This window comes from Caulobacter zeae, assembly GCF_002858925.1.
GTDB classification, from domain to species: Bacteria; Pseudomonadota; Alphaproteobacteria; order Caulobacterales; family Caulobacteraceae; genus Caulobacter; species Caulobacter zeae.
In genome coordinates this window covers 41,527-56,456 of the sequence record NZ_PJRS01000018.1, presented here as the reverse complement: position 1 = coordinate 56,456, position 14,930 = coordinate 41,527, and the positions used below count along the sequence as shown (strand labels likewise).

At 67.0% G+C, this 14,930-nt stretch carries 13 protein-coding genes, 1 tRNA gene and 1 riboswitch; of the genes, 5 read left to right on the top strand and 9 right to left on the bottom strand.

Annotated elements, in window-relative coordinates:
• Positions 1 to 16 precede the first annotated feature (16 nt).
• The 5 genes from SGCZBJ_RS09350 to SGCZBJ_RS09330 form a co-directional block, all read right to left on the bottom strand.
• A complete protein-coding gene (locus SGCZBJ_RS09350) occupies positions 17 to 550 on the bottom strand; it encodes a Spy/CpxP family protein refolding chaperone (protein ID WP_165799285.1) in 534 nt (177 codons plus the stop codon).
• Positions 551 to 728: 178 nt separating this feature from the next.
• Entirely contained in the window at positions 729 to 1,358 is a 630-nt protein-coding gene (locus SGCZBJ_RS09345; RefSeq protein WP_101717727.1) for an ATP-dependent Clp protease proteolytic subunit, read from the bottom strand.
• A 185-nt stretch (positions 1,359 to 1,543) separates the two neighbouring features.
• Entirely contained in the window at positions 1,544 to 2,902 is a 1,359-nt protein-coding gene (gene tig / locus SGCZBJ_RS09340; protein WP_276308943.1) for a trigger factor, read from the bottom strand.
• Positions 2,903 to 3,077: 175 nt separating this feature from the next.
• Positions 3,078 to 3,162: transfer RNA gene (locus SGCZBJ_RS09335), tRNA-Leu, on the bottom strand.
• A gap of 9 nt (positions 3,163 to 3,171) precedes the next feature.
• Complete coding sequence (locus SGCZBJ_RS09330; RefSeq protein ID WP_205685353.1) at positions 3,172 to 4,509, bottom strand: pentapeptide repeat-containing protein; 1,338 nt, start codon at positions 4,507 to 4,509, stop codon at positions 3,172 to 3,174.
• A gap of 372 nt (positions 4,510 to 4,881) precedes the next feature.
• Between SGCZBJ_RS09330 and SGCZBJ_RS25615 the strand changes: the two genes are divergently transcribed.
• Positions 4,882 to 5,058 (top strand): hypothetical protein, encoded by a 177-nt coding sequence (locus SGCZBJ_RS25615; protein ID WP_165799284.1) that lies wholly within the window; start codon positions 4,882 to 4,884, stop codon positions 5,056 to 5,058.
• A gap of 79 nt (positions 5,059 to 5,137) precedes the next feature.
• Positions 5,138 to 5,239: riboswitch (SAM-I-IV-variant riboswitch) on the top strand.
• Between the two features lie 48 nt (positions 5,240 to 5,287).
• Entirely contained in the window at positions 5,288 to 6,205 is a 918-nt protein-coding gene (locus SGCZBJ_RS09320) for a homoserine O-succinyltransferase (RefSeq protein WP_101717725.1), read from the top strand.
• Between the two features lie 15 nt (positions 6,206 to 6,220).
• Here SGCZBJ_RS09320 and SGCZBJ_RS09315 read toward each other — a convergent pair whose 3' ends face one another.
• The 3 genes from SGCZBJ_RS09315 to SGCZBJ_RS09305 are packed head-to-tail and all read right to left on the bottom strand — an operon-like array spanning position 6,221 to position 9,818.
• Positions 6,221 to 7,690: an NAD(P)H-hydrate dehydratase gene (locus SGCZBJ_RS09315; protein ID WP_101717924.1), complete on the bottom strand. Its 1,470-nt coding sequence runs from the start codon at positions 7,688 to 7,690 to the stop codon at positions 6,221 to 6,223.
• Between the two features lie 14 nt (positions 7,691 to 7,704).
• Positions 7,705 to 8,274 carry a histidine phosphatase family protein gene (locus SGCZBJ_RS09310; RefSeq protein ID WP_101717724.1) on the bottom strand — a complete coding sequence of 190 codons (570 nt, stop codon included), beginning with the start codon at positions 8,272 to 8,274 and terminating at the stop codon, positions 7,705 to 7,707.
• On the bottom strand, positions 8,274 to 9,818 hold the full coding sequence (locus SGCZBJ_RS09305; protein WP_101717723.1) for an acetyl-CoA acetyltransferase: 1,545 nt from the start codon (positions 9,816 to 9,818) through the stop codon (positions 8,274 to 8,276). Before SGCZBJ_RS09305 ends, SGCZBJ_RS09310 begins: the two co-directional genes overlap by 1 nt.
• 246 nt (positions 9,819 to 10,064) lie before the next feature.
• Here SGCZBJ_RS09305 and SGCZBJ_RS09300 point away from each other — a divergent pair, with 246 nt between their 5' ends.
• The 3 genes from SGCZBJ_RS09300 to SGCZBJ_RS26600 all read left to right on the top strand — a co-directional run bounded on the left by SGCZBJ_RS09300 (position 10,065) and on the right by SGCZBJ_RS26600 (position 12,119).
• Positions 10,065 to 10,403, top strand: a complete 339-nt coding sequence (locus SGCZBJ_RS09300) for a P-II family nitrogen regulator (RefSeq protein WP_035089775.1) — start codon at positions 10,065 to 10,067, stop codon at positions 10,401 to 10,403.
• 46 nt (positions 10,404 to 10,449) lie between these two features.
• On the top strand, positions 10,450 to 11,859 hold the full coding sequence (glnA, locus tag SGCZBJ_RS09295; RefSeq protein ID WP_101717722.1) for a type I glutamate--ammonia ligase: 1,410 nt from the start codon (positions 10,450 to 10,452) through the stop codon (positions 11,857 to 11,859).
• A gap of 74 nt (positions 11,860 to 11,933) precedes the next feature.
• The gene (locus SGCZBJ_RS26600) at positions 11,934 to 12,119 is read left to right on the top strand and encodes a GFA family protein (protein ID WP_476695735.1); all 186 of its coding nucleotides are present in this window, start codon (positions 11,934 to 11,936) and stop codon (positions 12,117 to 12,119) included.
• Here the strand turns inward: SGCZBJ_RS26600 and SGCZBJ_RS09290 are convergent.
• On the bottom strand, positions 12,050 to 14,806 hold the full coding sequence (locus tag SGCZBJ_RS09290; RefSeq protein ID WP_101717721.1) for a TonB-dependent receptor: 2,757 nt from the start codon (positions 14,804 to 14,806) through the stop codon (positions 12,050 to 12,052). The genes SGCZBJ_RS26600 and SGCZBJ_RS09290 overlap by 70 nt on opposite strands.
• Between the last annotated feature and the right edge of the window lie 124 nt (positions 14,807 to 14,930).

Genomic DNA, 14,930 nt, shown 5'->3' with positions numbered 1-14,930 from the left:
CTTCAGGGAGAGGGTTCTATTCGACGCTCGCCCCGGCCGACGTCAGGCCCGTCGCCTGGGTCGACACCGACAGGCTGCCGATCGCCGAATAGGCCTGGTCGAAGACGGCGCGCTGGTCGCCGTCCAGGGCCTTGTAGAGCCGCGCCATCGCCTTGACCCGTCGCTGCTCGACGGCCAGCTGCTCGCGCTGGAGAGCGAGGCCCGCACGGGCCTGGGCCAGGGGCGTCTCGTCCTCCGGCGCGGCCACGGCCAGGACCACGCCTGCCGGCCGGGCGCTGGAAGCCAGGATGAAGTCGCGCCAGCGGTCCTGCTGGGCCGGCGTCAGGGCCAGGTTCTGGCGCAGGGTGGCCAGGCCCGCCGTCACGCCGTCCTGCAACAGGCGGTCGGAAACGATCTGCTGCACCTGCTCGGGGCTGACCCCGACGCGCATGGTGGCGACGCCGTGGCGCGGCGCGGGGTCGGAGAAGTCCTGGGCGTTGGCGGCCGCGCCGGCCAGGCTCAGGAAGGCCGCGAGGGCCGAAAGCAGCGAAAGGCGACGGCGGGCGGTCATGGCCAGGCTCCGGGGCTCAGGGATCGTCATGGATCCTTGTCACCGCCCCGCCCGGCCGATCTGGGGCCGGTTTGTTTCGCTCGCTCGCATGACGTGGCGAAAGCGGGACCATTGAGACAGCAAAGAAAAAGCCGCCGACCTGTAGGTCGGCGGCCTCGCCTCGCGAACTCAGCGACGCTTACGCGCCGGCTTCGGAGGTTTCGCGGTTCTCGTTGATCTGGTCTATCAGGCCCCAGGCCTTGGCTTCCTCGGCGCTCATGAAGTTGTCGCGATCCAGGTCGCGCTCGACTTCGTCATAGGTGCGGCCGCAGTGCTTGACGTAGATCTCGTTCAGGCGACGCTTGGTCTTCGAGATGTCCTCGGCGTGACGCATGATGTCCGAGGCCTGGCCGCGGAAGCCGCCCGAGGGCTGGTGGACCATGATGCGGGCGTTCGGCAGGGCGATGCGCTGGCCGGGCGCGCCGGCGCACAGAAGCAGGCTGCCCATCGAGGCGGCCATGCCCATGCACACCGTCGTCACCGGGCTCTTGATGTATTGCATGGTGTCGTAGATCGCCAGGCCCGACGTCACCACGCCGCCCGGCGAGTTGATGTACATGGCGATTTCCTTCTTGGGGTTCTCCGACTCCAGGAAGAGCAGCTGGGCGCAGATCAGCGAGGCCATGCCGTCCTCGACGGGGCCGGTGAGGAAGATGATCCGCTCCTTCAGGAGGCGCGAGAAGATGTCGAAGGCGCGCTCGCCGCGGCTGGTCTGCTCGACCACCATCGGAACCAGATTCATCGCCGTCTCGACCGGATCGTACATCATGTAGGGTTCGCCCTTCTCGAAATGTCTTTGCGGGCGCGAATCAGCGTCGCGCCGGCGCACCCCACGCATATCGCGTGGCGCTTAACAGGTTGCAAGGCGCCCGCCCCCAACGAAAATGCGCAAAAGAAAAGGCGCGGACCTTGCGATCCGCGCCTTCTTGTTCGTGTCCCGAAGGAACGAGGCTTTTAGCCGCCGTAGCCTTCCGGCAGGTCGTCTTCTTCCAGGAGCTCTTCCTTGGAGACGGCCTTCTCTTCGATCTTGGCCTTGTCGAAGATCAGGTCGACGACCTTGTCTTCGTAGATCGGGGCGCGCAGCGAGGCCTGCAGGTCGGCGCGCTGGCGGTACATGTCGAACACCTGCTGAGCCTGGGCGCCGTACTGGCGGGCTTCGCGGACGATCGCTTCGTTCAGTTCCTGGTCGGTGACGACGACGTCGTTCTTGCGGCCGATCTCGGCGAGCACCAGACCCAGGCGCACGCGGCGCTCGGCGATCTTCTTGTACTCGTCTTGCAGCTGCTCTTCGGTCTTGTCGGCGTCTTCCGGCGGCAGGCCGCCTTGGGTCTTGTCGGCCTGGACCTGTTGCCAGATGCCGGCGAACTCGGCCTCGACCATGCGCGGCGGCAGGGCGAAGTCGTGCTTGCTGTCCAGCACGTCCAGCAGGGCGCGCTTGAGCTTGAAGCGCGAGCTGTTGGTGTAGCGGCCTTCCAGGTTGGACTTCATCAGATCCTTCAGGGCGGCCAGGTCGGCCAGGCCCAGGCGCTTGGCCAGCTCGTCGTCGGCTTCCGCGTCCACCGGGGCGCGGACTTCCTTCACGGTGGTGGCGAACTCGGCGTCCTTACCGGCCAGCTCGGCGGCCTGGTAGTCTTCCGGGAACTTCACCTTCACGGTGACGACGTCTTCCGGCTTGGCGCCGACCAGTTGCTCTTCGAAGCCCGGGATGAACTGGCCCGAACCGAGCACCAGCTCGGCGTCGTTGGCGGTGCCGCCGGCGAAGGCGACGCCGTCGATGGTGCCGACGAAGTCGATCAGCAGCTGGTCGCCGTCCTTGGCCTTCAGGCTCTTGCCCTTGCGCGGCTCATAGGTGCGGGCCTGCTTGGCCAGCTCGGCCAGGGCCTCTTCGACTTCCGAATCCTCGATCTTGTAGACCGGCTTGACCAGTTCGATGGTCGACGGATCGATCGGCTCGAATTCCGGCATGATCTCGACGGCCAGTTCGAAGGCCAGATCCTCGCCGCCGGCGATGACCTTGTCCATGTCGGACGTCGGCTTCAGGTCGGGCTGGCCGGCCGGACGCAGCTTGTTGTCGTCCAGGATCTTCTGGGTGGTCTCGTTGAGCGCCTGCTCGATGACTTCGCCCATCAGGCCCTTGCCGTACAGGCGACGCACGTGCGCGGCCGGCACCTTGCCCGGGCGGAAGCCCTTGACGTTCATCTGCGGGGCGACTTCGGCGATACGAGCCTCGAGACGCGTGGCCAGCTCACTCGCGGGCACCGTAACGCCGTAAACCCGGCTGAGGCCTTCGCCCGACTTTTCAACGATCTGCATCGACATTCTTAGCTTCTCGGATCCGGGCGCCCGCGCCCGTCGTCCGCCCCAGGGGTCAAAAAATCATAGCCGCCCACGTCACCGGGGCGGCGAAAGAGCGCCCTTATGTCACGACACTTCGCGTCGAGCAAAGGGGTATGGCGTCGCCGCGCGCAAAACGCTGCGCGCGGCGACATGGTGCGGATGAGAGGACTCGAACCTCCACGCCTCTCGGCGCTGGAACCTAAATCCAGTGCGTCTACCAGTTCCGCCACATCCGCGTGGGCGCGTCATCTAGCGCGAGTGATCGCGTTCGTCATCCGAAACCGTGCCCCTCGCCAATTTCCCCAGTTCTCGACGGTGAGGCCGATGTAGTCGTAGAGCTTCTTATGAATCGGGCCGCCCTCGGGCGCGTCGCCCCAGGACGCCCAGTCGTCGACAAACGCTTGGGGCAGCGCGCCCGAGAGCACCACCAGGTTGTCGACGGCGGCTACATCGAAGCTCTGCGCGTCCTCCACGGACATGACATAGAATCCGGGCGTCGCCTCAGCCCGCAGATCATCCGCGCCGCCGATCCTGAAGCGACGCGGAAGCGTCGATGCCCGCCGCCAGGCCTCGAGTCGGTCCAGCACCAGATGGTGATGGAAGGGCGTACAGATCAGGAAGCTCGTTTCGCTCGCCATCCGGAACTCGAAGTCCTCGGAGATGAATGCGCCGATCGCCTCCATGGCGACGTCCTCATTCATCCGCAGGGCGCTGCGCAACGCCGAAGCCGCGCCGCCCGCCTTGATGAACTCGACGGTGAGCCGCTTGCCCTCGACCTCCCGTCCCTCGAAGGCCATGGCGAAGCGCAGGTTGTGAGGGAGGTCCATGCCCACCGGAAGCCCTTGCGGTTCCCAGGACAGCACGCCGTGGATCCTCGCTGCGGGATAGGATCGCCTAAGATCAGTCAGATCGCTGGCGGGATGGACGTCGGACACGAACAAATGGCTGAAATACTGCTCTCCGGCCCATCGGTTCATCTGCGTCACGGACGCGACCTGGATCATTTCCGGATCGCTGGAGCCCCGCCGCCCGTCCAGTCCCGGCAGGCCCTTGGCTATGCTTTCCCTGAACTTGTCACGAAGAGCCCTGTGCGGCGCCACGAACACGCCGCGCTCGATCTCGTCCTGCGCCAGAAGCTCGCCGGCCACGCGCTCGAGCACCGTGGTCTTGCCCGCGCCCGACGGCATTACGGCCCATGAGACCTCCTGCCCTCGCAGCAGGGCGCGCGCCGCGCGGAGACGGTGATCGCGAAGAACCGGAACATCCCGGCGCGACCGCACCGCGGGTTTCGAACCGACCGAACCCGCCGCCCTCGCGACAGGAAACCTGGCCCCCTCCACCCGCGCATCCCTGAAACACGCGCCCTTTATACGCGCCTGGCTCAGGTCCGCGCCCGTCAGGTCCGCGCCTGTGAAATCGAATCCCTCCAGGTCAGCGGCGTCGAAGTCGACGCCTCTCAGATTGGCGTGGCGGAAATCCCTCTTCGGATCGAGGCCCGCCGCCGCCATCTGAGCGGCGAACCCCAGCCCCTGCGCCGCGCGAATCGCGCGCACCCGCTCCCGCTGCTCTTCGGTGAGCTCCACTTCCCGCCCCTTTCCCGCGCCGCGCCGCGCGAAACGAACGCGACCCAACGCAAGCAAAACAACCTTCGGTGCTCACTGAAGCTGATCTTGGCGGTCGATTGCAACGCCGCCTCGGCTCACGTGAAGATTTTTATCGCGAGCCCGGAACCGCGCTCTGGCGACGTCGTTTTCTCCGTGTCCCGTCGAGCGAAACGCCACGGGACATTGACCGGCCCGGGCCTTGCCCCCCCGACTGACGCCCGGGCCGGTTTTCCCCCTCCCCACGGATCGGATCCGGCGCGCCATTCGGTCGCGCTTGAACTTTCGTGGATTCGCACGCAACCATTCGCCATCAGCAACGGTTAACTGCGCCATGGCGTAGGAGAACAGCGTATGCGGACGATCGAGGTCAACCAGACCGACGGCGGTTGGGAAGTCACCTGCGACCATCAGGTGGTATTCACCGATTCCCTAGAGCAGCGATCGTTCCAGGCCGCCCTCGACTACGGCAGCAGGCTGTTCGACGAAGGCGTCCGCGCCGAGATCGTGCTGCACCGCCTAGAAGCCTAATCCGCCCCTACCTGCCTGTCCGTACCGCGAGCGCGACCCCGCGTCCCCTTGCGGCCGCGCCGCCGCGCCTTTAAAGCCACGCCTGCATCAAGAGTTGGGCTCGCCCAACGCCAACCTGCTTCCCGAGCAAGGTGGCGCCCTGTCGGGGGATGCGGCCGCGACGGCAACGAAACGGGTGAGCCCTAGAGCCGTCGCGAGTCTTTGGTTTTTCGACGGACGGACGCTGCCCATGCCCATCAAGATTCCCGACGACCTGCCGGCCCGCGCCTCGCTGGAAGCCGAAGGTCTGTCGCTGATGGCCGACACCGAAGCCGCGCGGCAGGACATCCGGCCTCTGCGCATCGGCCTGCTGAACCTGATGCCCGACAAGCCCAGCACCGAGCGCCAGTTCGCGCGCCTGCTGGGCGCCAGCCCCCTTCAGGTGGAACTGTCGCTGATCCAGCTGGCCAGCCATTCGCCCAAGACCACTTCGGCCGAGCACATGCTGGCCTTCTACCGCACCTGGGAAGAGGTGCGGCACGAGCGCTTCGATGGCCTGATCGTCACGGGCGCGCCGGTCGAGACCCTGCCGTTCGAAGAGGTCAGCTACTGGGACGAGCTGTCGCGCATCTTCGACTGGAGCCAAACCCACGTGCATGCGGGCCTGGCCGTCTGCTGGGGCGCCCAGGCGGGTGTGCGGCACTTCCACGGCGTGCCCAAGCACGTGCTGGCCGACAAGCGCTCGGGCGTGTTCCCGCACGCCAACATGGCCCCGGCCTCGCCCTATCTGCGGGGCCTGGCCGACGAGATCGACATTCCCGTGTCACGCTGGACCGAGGTGCGCCCCGAGGACCTACCGGCTGACGGCGGCTTGCGCGTGCTGCTCGATTCTGAAGAGTCGGGCCTGTGCCTGCTGGAGGACGCCCACCGCCGCTGGCTCTACATGTTCAACCATCCGGAATACGAGACCGGCACGCTTGCGGCCGAATACGCCCGCGACCGGCTGATCGATCCCTCGACCCCACCGCCGGCCCACTACTTCCCAGGCGATGACCCCAGCCGGCCGCCCCGCAACCGCTGGCGCAGCCACGCCCACCTGCTGATCGGCAACTGGCTGAACGAGGTCTACCAGACCACGCCGTTCGAGCTGGAGACCATCGGGGCCTGACGAGCAAGCCCCTCCCTATGGGAGAGGTTTCTGGTGGGCTTCCCACAGCCTCTTCAGCACCGCCGGCGCCAATCCGGGCAGGTCCTCCGCAATCAGCCCCGGGCCGTGCGCCGCGCCACATTCGGCATGGATCCAGGCGCCGGCGCAGGCGGCGTCGAAGCTGCCCATGCCTTGCGCCGCAAGGCCGGCGATGAAGCCTGCCAGCACGTCGCCCGAACCGGCGGTGGCTAGCCAGGGCGAGCCGTTCAGGTTCACCGCCGTGCGGCCGTCCGGCGCGGCGATCACCGTGTCAGGCCCCTTCAGCAGCACGATCGCCCCGGCCCGGCGCGAGGCCTCCCGCGCAGCGGCGATGCGCTCGGGCGAGGCCTTGAGCAGACCCGGAAACAGGCGCTCGAACTCGCCCGCGTGCGGCGTCAGAACGTCGTCCCGATCGAGGCGCGCAAAAAGCTCGTCGGGCGCGTGGGCGAAACTGGTCAGGGCGTCGGCGTCGACCACCAAGGCCGCGCCAGTCCCGGCCAACGCGGTCAGGTTGCGAGCCGTCGCCTCGCCCACGCCGGCGGCTGGACCGATCACGGCCGCCGCCGCGCGATCGGCCAGGACGGCGAGGTCGGCGTCGGTTTCGAACGGCGCCAGCATCACCGCTTCCAGATGCGCGGCGTTGACCGCCAGCGCGCCCGGCGGCGACAGCAGGGTGACCACGCCCGCTCCGATCCTCAGCCCCGCACGCGCCGACAGCCTTGCAGCGCCTGTGCTCCACGCCTCGCCGCTGACCACCACCAGCCGGCCGCGCGCATGCTTGTGCGCATCGCTGGACGGCCAGGGGAACCGCGCACCCCACAGGCCCGGATCGTTCTCGACCAGCGCTCCCGCGCCGGTATCGGAAAGGCCGATGTCGACCACCTCGACCTCGCCGCAGGCCGCCCGTCCCGGGGCCAGCACATGAGCCAGCTTGCGGCGATGGAAAGTGACGGTGAGCACGGCCCGGAACGCCGCGCCGCCCAATGGCTCGCCGGTGTCGCCATGGACGCCGCTGGGCATGTCGATGGCGACGATGCGCGCGGCCAGTCCCTCGGCCGCGCGCGCCAGTTCCTCGGCGCCGCCTTCCAGCGGCCGCGACAGGCCTGCGCCGAACAGGGCGTCGACATAAAGCTCGCCCGGCGAGACGGCCGGGTTCAGCGGATGGACCTCGCCGCGCCAGCGCTCGGCCGCCCAGCGGCACGAGGCGGAAGCCGGCGGCGCCAGGGCCTCGACCCGCACCGGCCAGCCGCGTCGCCTCAGGTGGCGGGCGATGACATAGCCGTCGCCGCCGTTGTCGCCAGGGCCGCACCAGATCACCACGGGACGGCGCGACCAGCGCGCGCGGATCGCCTCGGCCGCGCCCTTGCCTGCCCGCTCCATCAGCGTGGTCGTCGGCGTTCCGGCCGCCACCGCCGCCGCATCGGCCGCCTTTATCTCGGAGACGGTCATGATCTGGCGGGGCGACATGCGGCTCGGCTCCATCAAAGAACGCCGGTGGAGGCTTCCCTGCCTTTCTCGACCAGCCGCAGTCGGTTGTCGACGACTTCGAAGACGGTGACGCTGGCATGGTCGGGTCGGAACGCCATGACGGCGCTGGTCCCCTGCGCCGCCGCCACCGCGGCGTTGAGCGCAACGAAATGGCTGAAGACGGCGCATCCCTCGTATCGCGCCAGGGCACCGGCCACCTCAGCCGTCCAGGCAAGGTAGTCGCGGTCGCCTTCTATATCTGACCAATCGCCCGCGAAGGCCTTCCTCAGCCAGGCCGGGCGGTCTTCGGGCGGCAAGGCGGACGGAGTGGGGATCTCGCCGACAGCCGGCTCGATCTCGACCACCACGCCCAGAGCCTGCGCAAGCGGCGCGGCGGTCTCGCGGCAGCGTCGCAGCGGCGAGGAGACCACCCGCGTCGGGCGTTCGCCCGCCGGCAGGGCGGTCAGGACGGCGGCCGCCGCCCTCGCCTGCTCCTGGCCTGTCTCGTCGAGCCCAGGATCGTCGTCATGCCCGCCCCATGTGGCGGCCGGCTTGCCATGACGGATGACGTGGACGCGGCCCATCAGGCGGCGTCCGGCGTGAAGAGGTTGCGGACACCGTCGGGATGTGGACCGACCATGCCTGTTCGCCCGACGCCCTCGCTGGCTTCCAGGTCGGCCAGGGTCGCAACATCGTCCGGCGTGTTGGCCACGAACCGCGAGCCGTCTTGCGTACGGCCTACGATGATGCCCATCCGAGGCCCCTGGCGGGCGTGGACGACGGTGTAGGTCTCGATGGTCGCCCGTCCCTGGGGCTTCTCGACGATCGGCGGATGCGGCAGGGCGTCGATCTCTTTCTGGATCACGGCCAGATCCTCGCGCCGCCACTCGCCCTCGACCGGTCGAGTCGAATAGACGCCGACTGACTGCTTGGTCAGGAACCAGCCATTGGCGGTCGACAGGCCGTAGGCGCCCGGCCGCGCGCGCAGCCGCTCCGTCAGCCGGGCCACGGCGTGGAGGCTGTAGTTGTTCCCCGGCCCGCCGAAGTACGGCAGGCCGCCGGTCACCGTCAGACCGCGCGGATCGTCGAGCGCCAGGCCCAGTTCCTCGGCGGCCACCTGCACGGCTGACGGAAAGCAGGAATAGAGGTCGATCAAGTCGAGGTCACCCAGGCCGATCCCCGCCATCTCCAGCGCCCGCTTGCCGGTCAGGCGGATGGCCGGGCTGGAATGGAAGTCCTGGCGTTGCAGCGGGTACCAGAGGTCGGCGGCGTCGGCGCAGCCGTGCAGGAACACCCAGCGATCCTGCGGCACGCCCAGTTCGCGCGCCATGCCGACGCTGGCGACCAGGACCGCGGCCGACTGGTCCACCTCCATGATGGCGTTCAGGTACTTGGGGTACGGATAGCCGACCATGCGGTTGCGCTCGGTCACGGTGACCAGCTCCTCAGGAGAGCGCTCGATCGGAAACCAGGCCTCGGGATCGGCGGCGGCCACCCTGGTGAACGGCGAGAACAACGCCCCAAGACGTGACTGGTGGTCGGCAAGGCTGCGTCCGTCGCGGGCCCGCAGGGCGTTCTCGAACAGAGGATAGGTATTGACCGGATAGCCCAGGCCGTGGGCGGCCTCCTGCTTCGTCACGCCGGGGCGTGGATCGCCGATGCGGACAGGCTGGCTGTCGATGTCGTCGGCCCAGCCCTCGAAGCCCAGGCCGTTCTTCATCCGCTTCATCAGCGAGCCGAGGAACTCCGCGCCAGTCACCAGGCCCAGCCGCGACTCGCCGCGAGCGATCCGTTCGGCCAGGATGTTGATCGCCTGCTGGGGGCTGTTGCCGCCGGTCTCGGTATAGACCGACCAAGCCGGCGCCGCGTCGATCGCCCGCGCCAGGCTGGCCGGCGGATCCGACAGGCGGGGAAGCGGCAGTTTCGAAAGACCGCCCGGGGCGTCGATGCTGAACGCTACGACCGCCAGAGCGTCCAATTGCGCAAGAACCGTCCCCTGCAACCCGGCGTCGGCGACAGCGCGTTTCGCCGCAATCTTCAGCAATTCCAGCGGCGAAGGTGAATTTTCAGCGGGACCGCGAAATGTGAACTGGCCCGCACCGATCAAAACCGGTGTCTCGTCGCGCATGTTCACCCCCGTTCAAACGATCGTTTTTGCAATCCTAGGCGGCTATCAGGGCTCGACAAGGCCGTTTCCAGCCACAATTCCGAGATGCATATTTTTCAATCAAAAGTCGCTCAAGATTCACTCATATGCCTGAATGAGCGTCCGAACCGCGACAATCCCTGGAACCCCGGCTTGTAGCGCTCCGGGCGGCGTGATCCTTGCCGCTCAAAGTCAGAGGCCATGCGCCGTCGGGCGCGGAAGAGACCGATGAAAAAGATCGAAGCCGTCATCAAGCCGTTCAAGCTGGATGAGGTCAAAGAGGCGCTCCAAGACATGGGCGTCCAAGGGATGACCGTTCTGGAAGCCAAGGGCTACGGACGCCAGAAGGGCCACACCGAGCTCTATCGCGGCGCCGAGTACGTCGTGGACTTCCTGCCCAAGATCAAGGTCGAGGTTGTCGTCGAAGACAGCCAGCTCGAGCCCGCGCTCGAGGCGATCACCAACGCCGCCCGCACGGGCCGCATCGGCGACGGCAAGATCTTCGTTTCGGAGATCACCGAAGTCGTCCGCATCCGGACCGGCGAAACCGGTCCGTCCGCCGTCTAGCCCACGGCCTCCTCCTCTCAGACTTTCTCGCTCAAAGGGGATATCAATGAGCACCGCCAAGGAAATCCTGGACCTGATCAAGGAAAAGGACGTGAAGTACGTCGACGTCCGCTTCACGGACGTTCGCGGCAAGCTGCAACACGTCACCTTCGACATCGACCTGGTCGACGACGAGTTCCTGAACGACGGCACCATGTTCGACGGCTCGTCGATCGCCGGTTGGAAGGCCATCAACGAGTCGGACATGAAGCTGCGTCCGGACCTCAGCTCGGCCATCATCGACCCGTTCTACCAGCAGACCACCCTGGCGCTGTTCTGCGACGTCGTGAACCCGGACGACGGCACCCCCTACAACCGTGACCCGCGCTCGATCGCCAAGGCCGCGCTGAACTACGTGAAGTCGGCTGGCGTGGGCGACACCGTCTACTTCGGCCCGGAAGCCGAGTTCTTCATCTTCGACGACGTTCGCTGGTCGACCGCCCCGAACAACACCGGCTACTCCTACGACTCCACCGAACTGCCGGTGAACTCCGCCAAGGAATACGCCGAAGGCAACATGGGCCACCGCCCGGGCCCCAAGGGCGGCTACTTCCCGGTCAACCCGGTCGACTCGGCGCAAGACCTGCGCGGCGAAATGCTGGCCGTCATGGGCGAGCTCGGCATGAAGCCGGAAAAGCACCACCACGAAGTGGCGCCGGCCCAGCACGAACTCGGCCTGAAGTTCGACACCATGGTCACCATGGCCGACCGCATGCAGCTCTATAAGTACGTGATCCACAACGTGGCCCACGCTTACGGCAAGACTGCCACCTTCATGGCCAAGCCTATGTTCGCCGACAACGGCTCGGGCATGCACGTGCACCAGTCGATCTGGCAGGACGGCAAGCCGCTGTTCGCCGGCGACAAGTACGCCGGCCTGTCGCAAGAGTGCTTGTGGTACATCGGCGGCATCATCAAGCACGCCAAGGCCATCAACGCCTTCTCCAACTCGACCACCAACAGCTACAAGCGCCTGGTGCCGGGCTACGAAGCCCCGGTGAAGCTGGCCTACAGCTCGCGCAACCGCTCGGCCTCGATCCGCATCCCGCACGTCGACAGCCCCAAGGCCAAGCGCATCGAAGCCCGCTTCCCGGACCCGATGGGCAACCCGTACCTGACCTTCGTCGCCCTGCTGATGGCCGGCCTTGACGGCATCATCAACAAGATCGACCCGGGCGCGGCCGCCGACAAGAACCTCTACGATCTGCCCCCCCGCGAGCAGAAGAAGATCCCGGAAGTCTGCGGCAGCCTGCGCGAAGCCCTGGAAAGCCTGGACAAGGACCGCGCCTTCCTGAAGGCCGGCGGCGTCATGGACGACGACTTCATCGACAGCTACATCGAGCTGAAGATGGAAGAAGTGATGCGTCTGCAACTGCACCCGCACCCGGTCGAATTCGAAATGTACTACAAGTGCTAAGCCTTACGGCCTAAAGCACTTTGGGATCGGCCCGGGGCGGAAGCTCCGGGCCTTTTCTTTTGGAAGGACGCCAGATGATCCGCACCAGCTGCCACTGTGGCGCCGTGGGCTTCGAGATCGAAACCGCGCCAACGGAAGTCACAGAGTGCAACTGCTCGATCTGCCGCCGCTACGGGGTGCTGTGGGCTTACTATCCCAGGATCTCGTTGGGCACGATGCAGGTCATCGGGCTGGTCGGCCACGGCCGCATGACGGTGTAGTCGGTGCGCCCCTGCAGGCGGTCCATTACGTCGACCGAGGTCTCGCCGCTGGCGATCCGGGTCTGCAGCCAGCCCAGGGTGGCGTCGAGGCGGAAGTTCCTGACCGGCGTCCAGGCCGCCTCCAGCTCCAAGCCCCAGGTCTTGGCGTCGAAGGTCTCGGTGTGCATCGAGCGGTCGATGAACTGCGAGACCTGGTAGTCCTTGTAATCGTAGTAGAACGCCGAGGCGTTCAGCATCAGCCGCCCGCCCTGCAGGGCGTTCTTCGTTCCCAGCTCGAAGGCGTCTACATATTCGGGATCGAAGGTGCGCGGCAGCTTCGGATAGTTGGAGTTGGCCTCGTTCCAGTCCGGCCCGGGCGGATTGCCGCCGCCGGCCTTGTAGCCGCGCGAGTAGGACGCATAGACCAGGGTGTCGTCGGTGAACGACAGGTCGGGCTTGTAGTCCACGGCCAGGCGGCCGGTCACCGCGCTCCAGTTCTGGGTCTGCTCGGGACCGCGCGGATAGCCCTTGCCGACCGTGCCGCCGCCCCAGAAGCTGTCAGCCGCCAGCAACTGCGTCGGTACCGGGATCGTGCTCTTGGTGTCCTCGGTGTAGCGCAGGCCGGCGGTCACCCGCAGCTTGTCGCTGAGCTTGAAGTAGCCCTCGCCGAACACCGCCCAGGACTCGGTCCGGGCCAGGTCCAGGCTGCGATAGTAGTTGTGACCCTGGCCATCGATCCTGTCGATCGGATTGGGATCGATGTAGACGCAGGCGTTCGGCTTGGCCGTCGCGGTCTTGGGCGTGCAGTCGGGGTTGTAATTGGCGCTGAGGTTCTGCTGCACCGCGATCATCGTGAACGTGTTGCTGAAGATGTAGTAGTCCTCCTGCGTCTTGAACTTCAGGTAGTTGGCGCCGATGTTGAAATTGAAGCGACCGCCGAACGACGACTGAAGACGGAACTCCTGTGAATACTGGCTGCTCTTGGACTGGCTGATGTCGACGGCGGCCAGGCGGTCCAGCGTACCCAGCTGCGGATCCACGAAGGTCCCATTGCCGTTGATCGGCGCCCCAAGCCAAGGGTTCCAGTCGGCCTTCAGGGCTCGCCCCTCGCGGTTGGCGATCAGGCCCGGCGCGGGATCGTAGCGAAAGAAGTCCTGCGAGCCGTAGTAGCTGTCTTCCATGTACAGCGTCTGCGAATGCAGGCTCAGCCGCGGCGTCAGGTCGAACTCGAGGTTCAGCTGGAAGACGTCGTTCTCGGCCTTGAACTTCGGATCGTAGAAGGTGGCGATCTCGCGCAGGTCGGTCGACTGCCGGCCCGAGGCCGAACCGAACGGATCGATGCCCATCCGGAACAGATAGGTGTCGTTGTCCGGGCCGCCCTTGGTGGTGAACGGCAGGATGGTGATCAGGCCGGTGACCAGAGGCATGCCGCGACCGTTGGGCGTACCGAAGGCCTCGTCGGTGTAGAGCGACTTGTTCTGGCAACCGGGCGTCAGGCTGTCCATCGTCCAGCGGGTGAAGACCGGCGAGGTGCGCGAGGCCCCGCTGGGGTCGGTCCAGAGGATCTGGCTGGGCGGGGCGCCGCGCGTGCACAGCTGCTTGCCGGTGCGCGAACGGTCGTCGTCCTCGTTGAAGTGCTCCCACACCAGGTTGGCGCTGAAGCGCTCGTTCGGCTTCCACAGGGCGCCGACGCGGGTGGACCACAGGTCGCGGCCATTCACGTTCTGGCCAGTGGTGGTGTTGAAGTCGAAGCCGTCGCGCTGGGTCAGGGCGCCGCCGACGCGCAGGGCGAAGGTGTCGCCGAGCGGCACGTTGACGAAACCGCGCGCCCGGCGCGTGTCGTAGTTGCCCGCCTCGCCCTGAACCTCGGCCGAGAACTTGCCCAGTTCCGGCAGCCTGGGCAGCATGTTGACGACGCCCGCGGTGGCGTTGCGGCCATAGAGCGTTCCCTGCGGACCACGCAGCACCTCGACCCGCTGGACGTCGAAATACTCCTGCTCGAACAGGCGGTTTCGCAGCAGGGCGGTGTTGTTGAAGCTGATCGCCACGGCCGGGTCGGCGGTGACCGACATCGCCTTGGTGCCCACGCCCCGGATGGCGAAATTGTAGCCCGTGAAGTTGTCCTTGGAGAACGACACGTTCGGCACGCCGCGCAGCAGCTCCGAACCGCCCTCGATCTTCAGGTCGTTCAGTTGCTGGGCCGAGAACGCCGACACCGACACCGGCACGTCGATGATCCGCTCTTCCATGCGGCGGGCGGTGACGACCACCTCTTCCAGCGCGGCGGGAGCGGCGTTGGAGGCGTCGCCGCCAGCCTCGCCGGGCACGTAGCCGACGCGGCGGCGGGTCGCCACCGGCGTCGAGCTGACCGGGCGGCGCACCACGACAGCGCCATCGGCGAGGAACTGGTGCTCGACGCCCAGCCCCGAGGTCATGCGGCGCAGGGCCGCCTGCGGCGTCATCGCGCCGCGAACGGCCACCGAACGCAGGCCGGCCACCTGCCCGTCGTCGACCGCGATGCGCAGGCCCGCCTGGCGTCCGAACACCTGCGGAGCCTCCGGCAGGGGCTGAGCGGGAATGTCGAACGTCCTGGCCTGCTGAGCGAAGGCGGCCGCCGGCGCGGCCCCCACGGCGAGCGCGACGCCCGCTCCGAAATAAACAGCGGTCGCGCCCAGCAAGGCCCGGATCCGCTTCCTACCAACCGTCATGTAGCCCCCAAGAACCTGAAGCGGGACCGCACTCGGCCCCACTTGAAGGACGTGGGCTGGGGGAGCCCCCCTATGGTTTTTCGCGTGAAGTTTTTGCGTCGTTTCCGCCCACGGACGAAGCCGG

Bases quoted from the DNA above. Each gene is read 5' to 3' on its own strand.
- SGCZBJ_RS09290 (WP_101717721.1), bottom strand. From the start codon at position 14,806: ATGACGGTTGGTAGGAAGCGGATCCGGGCCTTGCTGGGCGCGACCGCT.
- tig (WP_276308943.1), bottom strand. From the start codon at position 2,902: ATGCAGATCGTTGAAAAGTCGGGCGAAGGCCTCAGCCGGGTTTACGGC.
- SGCZBJ_RS25615 (WP_165799284.1), top strand. From the start codon at position 4,882: ATGCGGACGATCGAGGTCAACCAGACCGACGGCGGTTGGGAAGTCACC.
- SGCZBJ_RS09320 (WP_101717725.1), top strand. From the start codon at position 5,288: ATGCCCATCAAGATTCCCGACGACCTGCCGGCCCGCGCCTCGCTGGAA.
- SGCZBJ_RS09310 (WP_101717724.1), bottom strand. From the start codon at position 8,274: ATGGGCCGCGTCCACGTCATCCGTCATGGCAAGCCGGCCGCCACATGG.
- SGCZBJ_RS09305 (WP_101717723.1), bottom strand. From the start codon at position 9,818: ATGCGCGACGAGACACCGGTTTTGATCGGTGCGGGCCAGTTCACATTT.
- glnA (WP_101717722.1), top strand. From the start codon at position 10,450: ATGAGCACCGCCAAGGAAATCCTGGACCTGATCAAGGAAAAGGACGTG.
- SGCZBJ_RS09315 (WP_101717924.1), bottom strand. From the start codon at position 7,690: ATGTCGCCCCGCCAGATCATGACCGTCTCCGAGATAAAGGCGGCCGAT.
- SGCZBJ_RS26600 (WP_476695735.1), top strand. From the start codon at position 11,934: ATGATCCGCACCAGCTGCCACTGTGGCGCCGTGGGCTTCGAGATCGAA.
- SGCZBJ_RS09345 (WP_101717727.1), bottom strand. From the start codon at position 1,358: ATGATGTACGATCCGGTCGAGACGGCGATGAATCTGGTTCCGATGGTG.
- SGCZBJ_RS09300 (WP_035089775.1), top strand. From the start codon at position 10,065: ATGAAAAAGATCGAAGCCGTCATCAAGCCGTTCAAGCTGGATGAGGTC.
- SGCZBJ_RS09350 (WP_165799285.1), bottom strand. From the start codon at position 550: ATGACCGCCCGCCGTCGCCTTTCGCTGCTTTCGGCCCTCGCGGCCTTC.